General features: G+C 58.7%; 15 protein-coding genes. 13 read left to right on the top strand and 2 right to left on the bottom strand.

Annotated elements, in window-relative coordinates; genetic code table 11:
• Window positions 1-178 precede the first annotated feature (178 nt).
• Together dapA and smpB are read left to right on the top strand one after the other, a co-directional pair.
• The gene (gene dapA, locus FHX05_RS12845) at window positions 179-1063 is read left to right on the top strand and encodes a 4-hydroxy-tetrahydrodipicolinate synthase (RefSeq protein WP_183872075.1); all 885 of its coding nucleotides are present in this window, start codon (window positions 179-181) and stop codon (window positions 1061-1063) included.
• 132 nt (window positions 1064-1195) lie between these two features.
• On the top strand, window positions 1196-1675 hold the full coding sequence (gene smpB / locus FHX05_RS12850) for an SsrA-binding protein SmpB (protein WP_015339291.1): 480 nt from the start codon (window positions 1196-1198) through the stop codon (window positions 1673-1675).
• 276 nt (window positions 1676-1951) lie between these two features.
• On the opposite strand, the gene FHX05_RS12855 is transcribed toward smpB, so the two are convergent.
• On the bottom strand, window positions 1952-2536 hold the full coding sequence (locus tag FHX05_RS12855; RefSeq protein ID WP_112607383.1) for an NYN domain-containing protein: 585 nt from the start codon (window positions 2534-2536) through the stop codon (window positions 1952-1954).
• A 311-nt stretch (window positions 2537-2847) separates the two neighbouring features.
• Between FHX05_RS12855 and rpoZ the strand changes: the two genes are divergently transcribed.
• The 11 genes from rpoZ (at window position 2848) to recO (ending at window position 12087) form a co-directional block, all read left to right on the top strand.
• Window positions 2848-3246 carry a DNA-directed RNA polymerase subunit omega gene (gene rpoZ, locus FHX05_RS12860; RefSeq protein WP_015339293.1) on the top strand — a complete coding sequence of 133 codons (399 nt, stop codon included), beginning with the start codon at window positions 2848-2850 and terminating at the stop codon, window positions 3244-3246.
• Window positions 3247-3346: 100 nt separating this feature from the next.
• Entirely contained in the window at window positions 3347-5578 is a 2232-nt protein-coding gene (locus FHX05_RS12865; protein ID WP_112337961.1) for a bifunctional (p)ppGpp synthetase/guanosine-3',5'-bis(diphosphate) 3'-pyrophosphohydrolase, read from the top strand.
• A gap of 181 nt (window positions 5579-5759) precedes the next feature.
• Entirely contained in the window at window positions 5760-5909 is a 150-nt protein-coding gene (locus FHX05_RS12870) for a DUF3563 family protein (RefSeq protein WP_015339295.1), read from the top strand.
• A 222-nt stretch (window positions 5910-6131) separates the two neighbouring features.
• A complete protein-coding gene (locus FHX05_RS12875; protein WP_183872077.1) occupies window positions 6132-6719 on the top strand; it encodes a DUF2062 domain-containing protein in 588 nt (195 codons plus the stop codon).
• A gap of 41 nt (window positions 6720-6760) precedes the next feature.
• Window positions 6761-7165, top strand: coding sequence for a holo-ACP synthase (gene acpS / locus FHX05_RS12880; protein ID WP_183710543.1), 405 nt, complete (start codon window positions 6761-6763; stop codon window positions 7163-7165).
• A gap of 114 nt (window positions 7166-7279) precedes the next feature.
• On the top strand, window positions 7280-8026 hold the full coding sequence (gene lepB, locus FHX05_RS12885; protein ID WP_015339298.1) for a signal peptidase I: 747 nt from the start codon (window positions 7280-7282) through the stop codon (window positions 8024-8026).
• Window positions 8023-8742 carry a ribonuclease III gene (gene rnc / locus FHX05_RS12890; RefSeq protein ID WP_112337959.1) on the top strand — a complete coding sequence of 240 codons (720 nt, stop codon included), beginning with the start codon at window positions 8023-8025 and terminating at the stop codon, window positions 8740-8742. Before lepB ends, rnc begins: the two co-directional genes overlap by 4 nt.
• 20 nt (window positions 8743-8762) lie before the next feature.
• On the top strand, window positions 8763-9707 hold the full coding sequence (era, locus tag FHX05_RS12895) for a GTPase Era (RefSeq protein ID WP_183872079.1): 945 nt from the start codon (window positions 8763-8765) through the stop codon (window positions 9705-9707).
• Window positions 9708-9792: 85 nt separating this feature from the next.
• The gene (locus FHX05_RS12900) at window positions 9793-10548 is read left to right on the top strand and encodes a Crp/Fnr family transcriptional regulator (protein ID WP_112607375.1); all 756 of its coding nucleotides are present in this window, start codon (window positions 9793-9795) and stop codon (window positions 10546-10548) included.
• 329 nt (window positions 10549-10877) lie between these two features.
• Window positions 10878-11249 (top strand): response regulator, encoded by a 372-nt coding sequence (locus FHX05_RS12905; protein ID WP_015339302.1) that lies wholly within the window; start codon window positions 10878-10880, stop codon window positions 11247-11249.
• A 58-nt stretch (window positions 11250-11307) separates the two neighbouring features.
• A complete protein-coding gene (gene recO, locus FHX05_RS12910; protein ID WP_183872081.1) occupies window positions 11308-12087 on the top strand; it encodes a DNA repair protein RecO in 780 nt (259 codons plus the stop codon).
• 29 nt (window positions 12088-12116) lie between these two features.
• On the opposite strand, the gene FHX05_RS12915 is transcribed toward recO, so the two are convergent.
• A complete protein-coding gene (locus tag FHX05_RS12915; RefSeq protein WP_183872083.1) occupies window positions 12117-12965 on the bottom strand; it encodes an MOSC domain-containing protein in 849 nt (282 codons plus the stop codon).
• Window positions 12966-12974: the final 9 nt, after the last annotated feature.

The raw sequence follows: 12974 nt of genomic DNA on the forward strand, positions 1-12974 counted from the left end.
AAATGCAATATTAACGAAACCTTACCGGTGGTCCGAATTTCAATCAATTATGATATCGGAAACTGCCCTTTACCATTCAAAGCGTGCTTGTCGCCGTCAAGCCTGCGCTTTATGGTGCGCGGATTCATAACCATGGATTGCGGCTGAAGCATGAATGCCGCACCGCTAGGAGACTTGCATGTTCCAGGGATCCATTCCCGCTCTCGTTACGCCCTTTACTGACGCCGGCAAGGTGGATGAGGCTTCCTTCGCCTCGCATGTCGACTGGCAGATAAAAGAGGGCAGCAAGGGACTGGTGCCCGTGGGTACGACGGGTGAATCGCCGACCCTGTCGCATGACGAGCACAAGCGCGTCGTCGAGCTCTGCATCGAGATCGCCAATAAGCGGGTTCCTGTCATGGCGGGCGCGGGTTCGAACAATACCCGCGAGGCCATCGAGCTGGCGCAGCATGCCGAAAAGGTTGGCGCCAATGCGGTTCTTGTCGTCACGCCCTACTACAACAAGCCGACCCAGAAGGGGCTTTACGCGCATTTCGCTGCGATCGCGGAGGCAGTAAAGCTGCCGATCTATATTTATAACATTCCCGGCCGTTCGGTTGTCGACATGACGCCGGAGACGATGGGCGCGCTTGCCAAGTCCTATTCCAATATTGTTGGTGTCAAGGATGCAACCGGCAAGATCGAACGCGTCTCCGAACAGCGTATTAGCTGCGGCCGCGATTTCCGCCAGCTTTCCGGCGAGGATGCCACGGCGCTCGGCTTCAACGCCCATGGCGGCGTCGGCTGCATCTCGGTCACCGCCAACGTCGCACCGCGTCTTTGCGCCGAATTCCAGGCGGCGACACTCGCCGGTGACTATGCCAGGGCTCTGGACTATCAGGATCGATTGATGCCGCTGCACAAGGCGATCTTCCTCGAGCCAGGCCTTTGTGGCGCCAAATACGGCCTCTCCCGGCTTGGCCGCATGAGCCGCAATGTGCGCTCACCGCTGCTTTCGACCCTGGAGCCGAGCACGGAGGCTGCGATCGATGCGGCCCTGCGCCACGCCGGCCTCTTGAACTGACGCTATTCGAGGCCATTGCCAAACTCTGCCGGACCGCTCTCTTCACAAGGAGGGCGGTCTCGCTTATTTAGGAACCAGGATGTGGCGCACCTCTGGTTGCTGCCGGAACGACGCAGGAAAAGAAGAAGAATTATGGCACCCAAAGGCAGCCAGCGCGTGGTGAACAAGGTCGTGGCGGAAAACCGCAAGGCCCGCTTCAACTACGAGATCATCGATACCTATGAGGCTGGTCTCGTGCTGATGGGCACCGAGGTCAAGTCGCTGCGTGAAGGCAAGGCCAATATCGCCGAATCCTACGCTTCGGATGAAGGCGACGAAATCTGGCTGATCAACTCGTATCTGCCGGAATACCTGCAGGCGAACCGCTTCAATCACGAGCCGCGCCGTCGCCGCAAGCTGCTGCTTTCCAGCCGCGAAATTGGCCGGCTGCGTTCGGCGATCAACCGTGAAGGCATGACCTTGGTGCCGTTGAAAATCTATTTCAACGACCGGGGCCGCGCCAAGCTGGAATTGGCTCTCGCCAAGGGCAAGAAGCTGCATGACAAGCGCGAATCCGAGAAGGAACGCGATTGGAACAGGCAGAAGAGCCGGCTGCTCAAGGACAATGGGTGAGGGTGAGGAGCGATCGGGCAACGCCCGAGCAATCGATCCAGTGAATCGATTGCAGCGACGAACGCCCTGAGCCCTAGCGAAGGGCCGGCTGTCGCGGCAAACGCAAAATGCTTCTACCGCGCGCAATCCCTGGGCAAAGACAGCTGCGCATGAAACGATTGCAGCGACGAACGCCCCTTCGGCAGGCTCAGGATGCCCTAGCGAAGGGCGGCTTGCCGCGGCAAACGCGAAACGCTTTCTGCCGCGTGCAGCGAACCCGTCTAATACAGTCCCTAACTATTCCTCGGATTCCGCAGCGGCGTGACCTCCCTCGTGCGCGCGCGGGGGCCGTTCCGAGGCTTCACGGCCGATCTCGGCCTTCAGCGAGACAAGGTCGATGAAATGGTCGGCCTGGCGGCGCAGATCGTCGGCGATCATCGGCGGCTGGGTCGACATGGTCGAGATCACAGAAACCTTGCGTCCGCGGCGCTGGAGGGCTTCCACGAGGGTCGTGAAGTCGCCGTCGCCGGAAAAGATCACCAGATGGTCGACGGTCTCGGATTGCTCCATGGCGTCGATCGCCAGCTCGATGTCCATGTTGCCCTTGATCTTGCGGCGTCCCATGGAATCCGTGAATTCCTTGGCCGGCTTGGTGACGACCTTGTAGCCGTTATAGTCGAGCCAATCGATCAGCGGGCGGATGGAGGAATATTCCTGATCTTCGATGAGAGCGGTGTAATAATAGGCCCGCAGCAGATAGCCGCGTTTCTGAAATGCCTTCAGCAGCTTGCGGTAATCGATATCGAAGCCGAGGCTCTTGGACGCAGCGTAGAGATTGGCGCCATCTATAAAGAGTGCAATTTTTTCGCGTGGGTCAAACATTGCTTACTTATCCACTGTTATAAAAACGTAATCACTTCATTCAAACGCTAGCTAAAACAATGCCTTGTAAGGCGTTGCAGAATAATTCGTATTACTTTATGAATTATTCATATAACCGAGATTTAGGGCACGCAATGGGATATTCCAAGCAACTTCCGGTGGAAATCGCCGTTTGTCTAGGGGAATTTTAGCACTTTCCCGGGGGCTGCAAAGGCGCTGAAACAGGAAAAACTTGAATTTGCCATCGTTTGCTTGTATCGGCGTGCTACTCCGAGACATGATGACGACATCACGACCGCAAAGGACAGGCAATGGCCCGTGTCACAGTAGAAGATTGCATTGATAAAGTAGAGAACCGGTTCGAGCTCGTGCTGCTCGCCAGCCACCGCGCCCGCCTGATCTCGCAGGGATCCTCGATCACCATCGACCGCGATAACGACAAGAACCCGGTCGTCGCGCTGCGCGAAATCGCCGACGAGACCCTGTCGCCTGATGATCTCAAGGAAGACCTGATCCATTCGCTGCAGAAGCATGTCGAAGTGGATGAGCCTGAGCCCGATCCGGCAAGCCTCCTGGCAGCAGGTGCTTCCACCACCAGCGAAGAGGAAGAAGACGCTCCTGAAGCCGTTACTTTCGACCAGATGTCGGAAGAAGAACTTCTGGCCGGCATCGAAGGTCTGGTTCCGCCGGAAAAAAGCGACGATTACTGATCGTCGATCTTGATGCTCCGGGCAGGAGCGATATGATGGCAAGATGCGTGCGCCGGTCGGATGACTGGCGCGCTTTTGTTTTTGCGGGAGTAGCTTCGGAATGATGCGGCAATACGAGCTTGTTGAGCGCGTGCAGAAATACAAGCCCGATGCCAACGAAGCTCTTCTCAACAAAGCCTATGTTTATGCGATGCAGAAGCATGGCCAGCAGAAACGTGCCAGCGGCGATCCCTATATTTCCCATCCTCTCGAAGTTGCTGCGATCCTGACGGATATGCGTCTGGATGAATCGACCATCGCAGTCGCTCTTCTCCACGATACGATCGAGGATACAACGGCGACGCGCGCCGAAATCGACGAGATGTTCGGCGAGGACATCGGTCGCCTGGTCGAGGGCCTGACGAAGATCAAGAAGCTGGATCTCGTCACCAAGAAGGCCAAGCAGGCCGAAAACCTGCGCAAGCTGCTGCTTGCCATTTCCGACGACGTACGCGTGCTTCTGGTCAAGCTTGCCGACCGCCTGCACAATATGCGCACGCTCGATCACATGTCGCCGGAAAAGCGCGCGCGCATTTCTGAGGAGACGATGGAAATCTATGCGCCGCTCGCCGGCCGCATGGGTATGCAGGACATGCGCGAGGAGCTGGAGGAGCTCTCCTTCCGCCATATCAATCCGGAAGCGCATGATACCGTCACCAAGCGCCTGGAGGAGCTGTCGCGTCGTAATGAAGGGCTGGTCAAGAAGATCGAGACCGAACTGCGCGATCTGCTTGTTGCCAACGGCTTGGCCAACGCCATGGTCAAGGGCCGGCTGAAGAAGCCCTATTCGGTCTTCCGCAAGATGCAGTCGAAGTCGCTCTCTTTCGAGCAGCTTTCCGATATCTACGGCTTCCGTCTTCTCGTCGACGATATTCCGTCCTGCTATCGGGCGCTCGGCATCGTCCACACCCGCTGGCGCGTCGTTCCCGGCCGCTTCAAGGACTATATCTCGACGCCGAAGCAGAACGATTATCGCTCGCTGCACACGACGATCGTCGGCCCTTCCAGCCAGCGCATCGAGTTGCAGATCCGCACGAAGCGCATGCATGAGATCGCCGAATTCGGCATCGCCGCCCATACGCTCTACAAGGACGGCACGAATAGCAACGGCAATGGTGCGGATGGTGAGCTCCTGTCGCGGGAAAGCAACGCCTATTCCTGGCTGCGCCATACGATCGAGGCTTTGGCCGAGGGCGACAGCCCGGAAGAGTTCCTCGAGCACACGAAGCTTGAGCTGTTCCAGGACCAGGTCTTCTGCTTCACGCCCAAGGGCAAGCTGATCGCCCTGCCGCGCGGCGCGACGCCGATCGACTTTGCCTATGCCGTCCATACGAATATCGGTGACACCACGGTCGGCGCCAAGATCAATGGCCGCATCATGCCGCTCGTTACGCGGCTGAACAACGGCGATGAAGTCGAGATCATCCGCTCGGGCGTGCAGGTGCCGCCGGCCGCCTGGGAAGAAATCGTGGTCACCGGCAAGGCACGTGCCGCCATTCGCCGCGCAACCCGGCTTGCCATCCGCAAGCAATATGCCGGCCTCGGCCACCGCATTCTGGAGCGCACTTTCGAGCGTGCCGGCAAGGTCTTCTCGCGCGATGCCCTGAAGCCTGCCCTGCATCGCCTCGGCCAGAAGGATGTCGAGGATGCGATCGCCGCTGTCGGGCGAGGGGAGATGTCGTCGCTCGATGTCTTGCGGGCGGTCTACCCGGATCATCAAGACGAACGCGTGACGGTCAAGCCTGCCGGCGACGAGGGCTGGTTCAACGTTCGCAGCGCCTCGGGCATGATCTTCAAGATCCCCGGCAAGAACAAGGCCGAGGTTTCCGATGGCGCCGATATCGATGCGCCGCCGATCCGCGGCATTTCCTCGAACGTCGAGGTGCATTTCGCGCCGACCGGCGCGGTTCCTGGCGACCGCATCGTCGGCATCATGGAAAAGGGCAAGGGCATCACCATATATCCCATCCAGTCCCCGGTCCTGCAGCGGTTCGACGACGAGCCCGAGCGCTGGATCGATGTGCGCTGGGATCTGGACGAAGCCAACAAGTCCCGCTTTGCCGCCCGAATCCTGATCAATGCTCTCAACGAGCCGGGCACGCTTGCAAAGGTGGCGCAGACCGTAGCGGACGTCGACGTCAACATTCGCGTGCTCAATACCGTTCGGGTTGCGGCCGATTTCACCGAAATGGCCCTCGACGTCGAAGTCTGGGATTTGCGTCAGCTCAATCAGCTTCTGGTGCAGCTCAAGGAACTCGATTGCATTGCGACGGTAAAGCGCCTCTACGAATGATGTCGGCCGATCTCAAAGCATGCTGCATATTTTGTGATCATTTTATGACCAGATTCGAGCGCATTTCGGGATAGATATGCGCTATGCGCATGGCTGCGTATATTTCAAAGCGGTGGTAATTAACCTTTGTTGCGCCTATCTTCTGGTCATCGAAGAAACGAAGCTGAAATGAGAGAAGATAATGTTTAGCCCGATCAAGAAAATCGCCCGTGCCCTGCGTGTTCCGAGTGTTGAAGAACGCGAAATGGCTTATCTGAATGGTTCGCATGACCGATTTGACCTTGAATATCGTCAGCGTCAGGTCGACCGCGGTCTGTTCCGCACGCGTTAATAGCCGTTAATACTTGAAAGACCAGGAGGGGCGCGTCGTTGTTGCGCCCTTGGAGCATCCCGATCTTGCGGGATTGCTGCCTGCCGCTGAAGGGGAACGTCCATTTTCTGCTTCAATAGCAGCTGACGTTCCAAAAAAGAGCCGTACTTTCGGTTCTTAATCGGTGCATGATACGCTTGGCCGCTCTTGTCATGACGGCCCCCGTTGCACTAGATAAGCCGCATGCTGTTTCGCCGCCGAAAACCACTGACATTCAAGGAAAAACTGCGGGAGCACCTTTGGCCCCGCAAGGGCTTCATCCGCTCGTTCCAATATTTCGGCAAGCGCCTCGTTCGCCTTGCCGCATCGCCGCATTCGGTCGCGGCCGGCTTCGCCGCAGGTATTGTCGTGTCCTGGACACCGTTCATTGGCGTACATTTCGTCATGGCGATCATCATCGCATATCTGATACGCGGCAATGTCATCGCTTCGGCGCTAGGCTGTCTGGCCGCCGGTAATCCGATTACCTACCCCTTCATCTGGGCTCTGACTTGGGAAATCGGCCATCTGATCCTGTCACGCGATAGCGGCGGTCAGGGCGGCAGCATCGATCTGCCCGCGCTTTGGCACAAGGGCGATCTCTCGCAAATCTGGGACCCGGTGTTGAAGCCGATGCTGATCGGCGGCATTCCGCCTGCCATCGTGACGGGCGTGATTGTCTACGCGCTGACCTATTATGGTGTGAAGACCTTCAAGACCCGCCGCAAGGAGCGCCTTATGGAGCGCGCCCGCGAGCGGCTGGCGCTTGACGAGAACGCATCGAGCGTCTGACCCAGGCTTGACCTTGTCCGGGCCGCCAGGAGGGCCTTCCCATGATTATCGGCATAGGCAGTGATCTCATCGACATCCGTCGTGTGGAAAAGACGATCGAGCGCTTCGGCACTCGGTTCATCGATCGCTGCTTTACCGAAATCGAGCGCGCAAAGTCCGAACGCCGCAAAAACAGGGCGGCCTCCTATGCCAAGCGCTTTGCTGCCAAGGAAGCTTGCTCCAAGGCTTTGGGCACGGGATTGGCGCAGGGCGTCTTCTGGCGCGACATGGGCGTCGTCAATCTGCCAAGTGGAAAGCCGACCATGCAATTGACCGGCGGTGCCGCAGAAAGGCTGGTTTCCATGCTGCCGGCAAATCACCGCGCTGCCATTCATTTGACGATAACGGATGATTTTCCTCTTGCTCAGGCCTTTGTGATTATCGAAGCGCTGCCGGTGGATGCTTGAATCACGACTGTATGTCGCTTTTGGCACCCGCGCCATTGCCGCGATGATATGAAGCGAGTAGACAGTGCCTGAATATAAGTGCGCCGGTGGGGTGCGAAAAAGGAACAAGACTGCGTGTCCGAGAAAGCCGTAAAACAGCAGAACGCCCTATGGGAGAACATTAAGGTCATCGTTCAGGCGCTCGTCCTGGCCATGATCATCCGCACGGTTCTCTTTCAGCCATTCACCATTCCGTCCGGCTCGATGATGCCGACGCTTCTTGTCGGGGACTATATCTTCGTCAACAAGTTCGCCTACGGCTACTCCAAGTACTCGCTGCCGTTCTCGCCCGATCTGTTCAGCGGCCGCATTTTGGGCAGCGAGCCGAAGCGTGGCGATGTCGTGGTCTTCCGCTTCCCGCCGAATCCGGATGTCGATTACATCAAGCGCGTAATTGGCCTGCCGGGCGACCGCATCCAGGTCAAGAACGACATTCTCTATATCAACGGCCAGGCCGTTCCGCGCGAGCCGCATGGCACCTTCTCGTCCGACTACAGCCAGGAGCCGGGTGACCATATTGCCGTCTACAGCGAACGTCTGCCCGATACTGGCAAGGTCTTCGACACGCTGGATCTTTCGCCGAATTCGCGTGGCGACAACACCCAGGAATATGTCGTTCCGCCGGCCCATTACTTCATGATGGGCGACAATCGCGACAATTCCGACGATAGCCGTTTCGATGTCGGCTATGTCCCCGCTGAGAACCTGATCGGCCGTGCCAGCGTCATTTTCTTCTCGCTGGGTCACGACACCTCGTTCCGTGAAATCTGGAAATGGCCGACCAATATGCGTTGGGACCGTATTTTCAAGGTTGTCGAATGACGAAGGCACAGACGCTCTCCCAGGCGGATCGTGCCAGGCTTGAGGTCGTTATCGGCCACGAATTCGCCGAGAAGGAGCGTCTCGACCGCGCGCTGACCCATGCCAGCGCGCGTACGCACAAGACGGGCAATTACGAGCGCCTGGAATTTCTCGGCGACCGTGTTCTCGGCCTCTGTATCGCGGAATTGCTTTTCAAGACCTTCGGTGCGGCAACGGAAGGCGAGCTTTCGGTTCGCCTCAACCAGCTCGTGAGCGCCGAAACCTGTGCCGAAGTCGCCGATGAGATGGAGCTGCATCTCTATATCCGCACCGGCGCCGACGTGAAGAAGCTGACGGGTAAGCGGATGCTCAACGTGCGCGCCGATGTCGTCGAAAGCCTTATTGCAGCACTCTACCTGGATGGCGGACTTGAAGTCGCCCGGGCCTTCATCCTGCGCTTCTGGGAGCGCCGCGCCATCCGGCCGGAGGGCGCAAGGCGCGACGCCAAGACGGAGCTGCAGGAGTGGGCGCATGCGAAATTCGGCGTCACCCCGGTCTACAGGGTTGATGATCGCAGCGGACCGGATCATGATCCGCGCTTTACGGTGACCGTGGAAGTCAAGGGAACGGCGCCTGAAACGGGAATAGAACGCTCCAAGCGTGCGGCCGAGCAGATGGCGGCGACACGGATCCTGGAACGCGAAGGTATTTGGCAGCCTCAGTTGACTGAGAAGTGACTGCCGGGGAATAGTGGAAAATGACCAATCAGCAGGACACGCCCGCCGAAGACGGCGCGGTTGAACATATCGGCCCGACGCATTCGGGCTTCGTTGCCCTTATCGGCCCCACCAATGCCGGTAAGTCGACGCTCGTCAACCGGCTCGTCGGCGCAAAGGTCTCGATCGTCAGCCACAAGGTGCAGACGACGCGCGCCATCGTGCGCGGCATCGCCATTCACAACAATGCGCAGATCGTTTTCATGGACACGCCCGGCATCTTCAAGCCGCGCCGCCGTCTTGATCGCGCCATGGTGACGTCCGCCTGGGGTGGCGCCAAGGACGCCGATCTCATCATGCTGTTGATCGACAGCGAGCGTGGTCTGCGCGGCGATGCCGAAGCCATCCTGGAAGGGCTGAAGGATGTTTCCCAGCCGAAGATTCTCGTCTTGAACAAGATCGACCGCGTTCGCCGTGAGGACCTGCTGGCGCTTGCCGCCGCCGCCAACGAGAAGATCGCCTTCGAGCAGACCTTCATGATCTCGGCGGAAAGCGGCTCCGGCTGCGAGGACGTCATGGATTATCTGGCGAAGACCTTGCCGGAAGGTCCCTGGTATTATCCGGAAGACCAGATTTCCGACCTGCCGATGCGCCAGCTTGCCGCCGAAATCACCCGCGAAAAGCTGTTTCTGCGTCTGCATCAGGAGCTTCCCTATTCCTCGCATGTCGAGACGGAAAAGTGGGAAGAGCGCAAGGACGGCTCCGTGCGCATCGAACAGGTGATCTATGTCGAGCGCGAAAGCCAGAAGAAGATCGCTCTCGGCAAGGGCGGCGAAGCGATCAAATCGATCTCGACCGCATCACGCAAGGAACTCTCCGCGATCCTGGAGCAGCCCGTGCACCTCTTCCTCTTCGTGAAGGTCCGTGAAAACTGGGGAGACGACCCCGAGCGCTTCCGGGAAATGGGCCTCGACTTCCCGCATTGACGAGAGTTTGCGTTCCTGCAACGCTTAATATTACAGTGGCTTATTGGGCATATTCTGTTTGCCGCTGTAACTTGAGGGGTGTTTCATGGCGAAGGCAGCAGCGACGGTGCATGGACGACGCACGCCCTGCCAGCAATGTCCGCTGAGATCACTGCCGCATTTCCGGGAATTCGAGCGCGACGAGCTGAATTTCATCAGCGGCTTCAAGAAGGGTGAGCTTCTTGTCGATGCCGGTGCCACGATCTTCCTCGAAGGCGCGCATAGCGCTCACCTTTTCACCATCCTCTCCGGCTGGGGTTTTCGATACAAGACGCTGGAGGATGGCCGCCGCCAGATCCTGAACTACGTGATGCCCGGCGATCTTATCGGATTGCAGGGGTCGATCATGGGGGAGATGCAGCATTCGACGGAAGCGCTCTCGCCGATATCACTCTGTGTTTTCGAGCGCACGGAGTTGATGACGCTCTATAATTCTCATGCTTCGCTGGCCTATGATCTGACCTGGATCGCATCGCGTGAGGAGCGGATTCTCGATGAGCATCTGCTGAGCATCGGCCGCCGCTCCGCGATGGAGCGGGCCGCTTATCTCATTGCATATCTGCACCAGCGCGCCAGCACTCTGCGCCTTTTCAACGGCAGCAAGGTTATCCCCATCACGCAGCAGCATGTCGCCGATACACTCGGCCTTTCCGTCGTCCATACCAATAAGACTTTGAAAAAGCTGGCGGCCCGAGGTTTGCTCCTTTGGCAGGAGAGGGGCTGCGAGGTTCTGGATGGGAAGGGGCTTGCAGAACTTGCGGGCTGGGACGGTCTTGATTCGGGCAAGCGCCCCTTCATCTAGGCACTGCCTTTTTAGCAAACGCATGTCTTTTTTAAATGCCGGCAATAACTGTATCAGCATAGATTACTGTTATCGTCACTTTTCTACCAGTTTCACCTTTTACTAACCCCGGCGACAAAAGCGATTGGAGCATGGTGACGAGCCCATAGTGCCGCAGTGCAAAAAGTGCGAAGCGGGTTGGAGGCAAAGTCATGTCACAAGAGACTGAGCCATGGCGGATGGGGCAAACCATCCATTCAATACGGGCCGATGATTGGCGCCGGAGGGATAGATGCGGGACTTTTTACGGGCTGCGCCAGCTGGCGCATACGTGCAGGGATGGCGCTGATATGACGTTTCAGCGCGTGCTTATACTGGAAGATAATCTCATTATTGCAATGGAGACTGAGGAAATCCTTCGTCTTGTAGGTATTCAGCAGATTGAGATTGCTTCGAATCTGGAACAGGCGGTCAACGCGATCCATTCCGAACATTATGATTTTGCGATGCTTGACGTGAATCTTGGAGAGTCGACGAGCTTCGGCTTTGCCAGATTGCTGATGGAACGCGGCATTTCCTTCGGCTTCGTCAGCGGTTATTCCGATACGCTCGATTTTCCGGCCGATCTGCGGCATGTGCCGCTTTTGAACAAGCCCTTCGACGAGCAATCCATGCGTCTCTTTGTCGAGGCCCTGGCCGGCGGCTCCTCTCTTGCCATGTGACAGCCGCGGCCGTTTGCCCTAAACTCGAATCGCGGAAATTTTTCGGGGCAGCCGGCCGATGCAATGGCAGGACCATGCGATCATTCTGGGTGTCAAACGTCTCGGCGAGACCAGTGTCGTCGCCGAGGTGATGACGCGTGGCCGCGGCCGCCATATGGGGCTGGTGCGATCCGGTCGCTCGCGCGCCATGCAGCCGGTGCTGCAGGCCGGCAATCTCGTCGAGGTGACCTGGCGGGCCAGGCTGCATGAGCATCTCGGCGAGTTTCGCATGGAGCCGGTCACACTCCGGGCAGCGCGGCTGATGGAGACCGCGACTGCCGTCTATGGCGTGCAGGCAATGGCCGCATTGCTGCGGCTCTTGCCGGAGCGTGATCCGCATCCACATCTCTACGATGCGCTCGATGTCATTCTGGAAAACCTGCAGAACCCTGCCGATGCCGGCGAACTCTTCGTGCGCTTCGAACTTGCCGTGTTGAACGATCTCGGCTTCGGTCTCGATTTGACGGAATGCGCAGCAACCGGCGTACGTGAAGATCTGGCTTTCGTTTCGCCGAAGTCCGGGCGTGCCGTTTGCCGGGCAGCCGGTATGCCCTGGGCGGACAAGATGCTGGCGTTGCCGCCATTTCTCTCGACGGGATCGACGGTCGCCGCGGATCGGGAAAGCCTTTCCGCCGCCTTCCGCCTGACCGGCTTCTTCCTGCATCGCCATGTCTACGAACCGCGCGGCATCGAGATCGCCGCAGCGCGCGACGGCTTCATGCAAGCCGCGCTGAAGGCGGTTGCGGTCGCTTCGTTGAACGAGGGCTTGGTATCGCCGGGCCTTGTCGCCAAAGGCTGAGCAGCAAAAGGCCTGCCAGAGGATCAGTTTTAGCGCCGCTTGAGCGCCCAGCCCTCCGGGCGCTCCTCGAGCACCGTCACCGTATCGCCGATCTTCACCGAGCCTTCGCCGCGCGGCACGGCATTCCAGCCGAAGAGCGGGCCGGGCACGCGCCGGTCGGCTGACATGCGGATGCGGCCCATGGCGGGCATCGGGTTCGGCACGTCGCGCGAGCCGGTCTGCTGGTCCTGCGTCGTCATGATGCAGCGCGAGCAGGGCTTGACGAGATCGAGACGAATGCCGCCGATCTCGATTGCCGCCCAGCGATCTTCCGGCCACTCCTCGTCGATATCGATGACGATATTCGGACGGAAGCGCTCCATGCCGACCGCGCCTTCGCCGTGGGCGGCGAGATTGGCGTTGAGCGCCTTCAGCGAGCCGGTGGTGGTAACGAGAATCTGATAGCCATCGGTAAAGGTGACGGGCGTATCCTGTCCCGCCCATTCCGGATTGGCGATACGCTTGGCAAGCCTGTCGAAGAACACCATCCTGACCTCACGACCCATCCATGCCGACAGCGCCTTGTTGGTGTCCTCGTCGGCAACGGAGGCGTTGACGGCTGATTTCCAGACGACGATGTCCATACGGTTGTCGGGATGCGGCGGCGGCACGATGATGTCGGGCTTGCCCTCCATCTTCAGGCGCAAATGAGAGGGTGTCGGCTGGATGTCGATCCGGGCCAGTGCCTGCAGTTCGCGTTGGGTGATGAAGTTGCCCGAGGGATCGACCAGCATGGCGCGGCGGTCGCCGGCGAGACCGAAAGCATCGACGGCTGCCGACGGAATGGCGATGCCGCGGGCGCTCTTGAGGGGATAGATGAAAAGATCGCTGACGCGCATGGGTGGCCC

The organism is Rhizobium sp. BK491 (genome assembly GCF_014194925.1).
In the GTDB taxonomy this organism is placed as follows: domain Bacteria; phylum Pseudomonadota; class Alphaproteobacteria; order Rhizobiales; family Rhizobiaceae; genus Rhizobium.

Coding starts and splice junctions, on each gene's coding strand:
- dapA (WP_183872075.1), top strand. CDS start 179: ATGTTCCAGGGATCCATTCCCGCTCTCGTTACGCCCTTTACTGACGCC.
- smpB (WP_015339291.1), top strand. CDS start 1,196: ATGGCACCCAAAGGCAGCCAGCGCGTGGTGAACAAGGTCGTGGCGGAA.
- FHX05_RS12855 (WP_112607383.1), bottom strand. CDS start 2,536: ATGTTTGACCCACGCGAAAAAATTGCACTCTTTATAGATGGCGCCAAT.
- rpoZ (WP_015339293.1), top strand. CDS start 2,848: ATGGCCCGTGTCACAGTAGAAGATTGCATTGATAAAGTAGAGAACCGG.
- FHX05_RS12865 (WP_112337961.1), top strand. CDS start 3,347: ATGATGCGGCAATACGAGCTTGTTGAGCGCGTGCAGAAATACAAGCCC.
- FHX05_RS12870 (WP_015339295.1), top strand. CDS start 5,760: ATGTTTAGCCCGATCAAGAAAATCGCCCGTGCCCTGCGTGTTCCGAGT.
- FHX05_RS12875 (WP_183872077.1), top strand. CDS start 6,132: ATGCTGTTTCGCCGCCGAAAACCACTGACATTCAAGGAAAAACTGCGG.
- acpS (WP_183710543.1), top strand. CDS start 6,761: ATGATTATCGGCATAGGCAGTGATCTCATCGACATCCGTCGTGTGGAA.
- rnc (WP_112337959.1), top strand. CDS start 8,023: ATGACGAAGGCACAGACGCTCTCCCAGGCGGATCGTGCCAGGCTTGAG.
- era (WP_183872079.1), top strand. CDS start 8,763: ATGACCAATCAGCAGGACACGCCCGCCGAAGACGGCGCGGTTGAACAT.
- FHX05_RS12900 (WP_112607375.1), top strand. CDS start 9,793: ATGGCGAAGGCAGCAGCGACGGTGCATGGACGACGCACGCCCTGCCAG.
- FHX05_RS12905 (WP_015339302.1), top strand. CDS start 10,878: ATGACGTTTCAGCGCGTGCTTATACTGGAAGATAATCTCATTATTGCA.
- recO (WP_183872081.1), top strand. CDS start 11,308: ATGCAATGGCAGGACCATGCGATCATTCTGGGTGTCAAACGTCTCGGC.
- FHX05_RS12915 (WP_183872083.1), bottom strand. CDS start 12,965: ATGCGCGTCAGCGATCTTTTCATCTATCCCCTCAAGAGCGCCCGCGGC.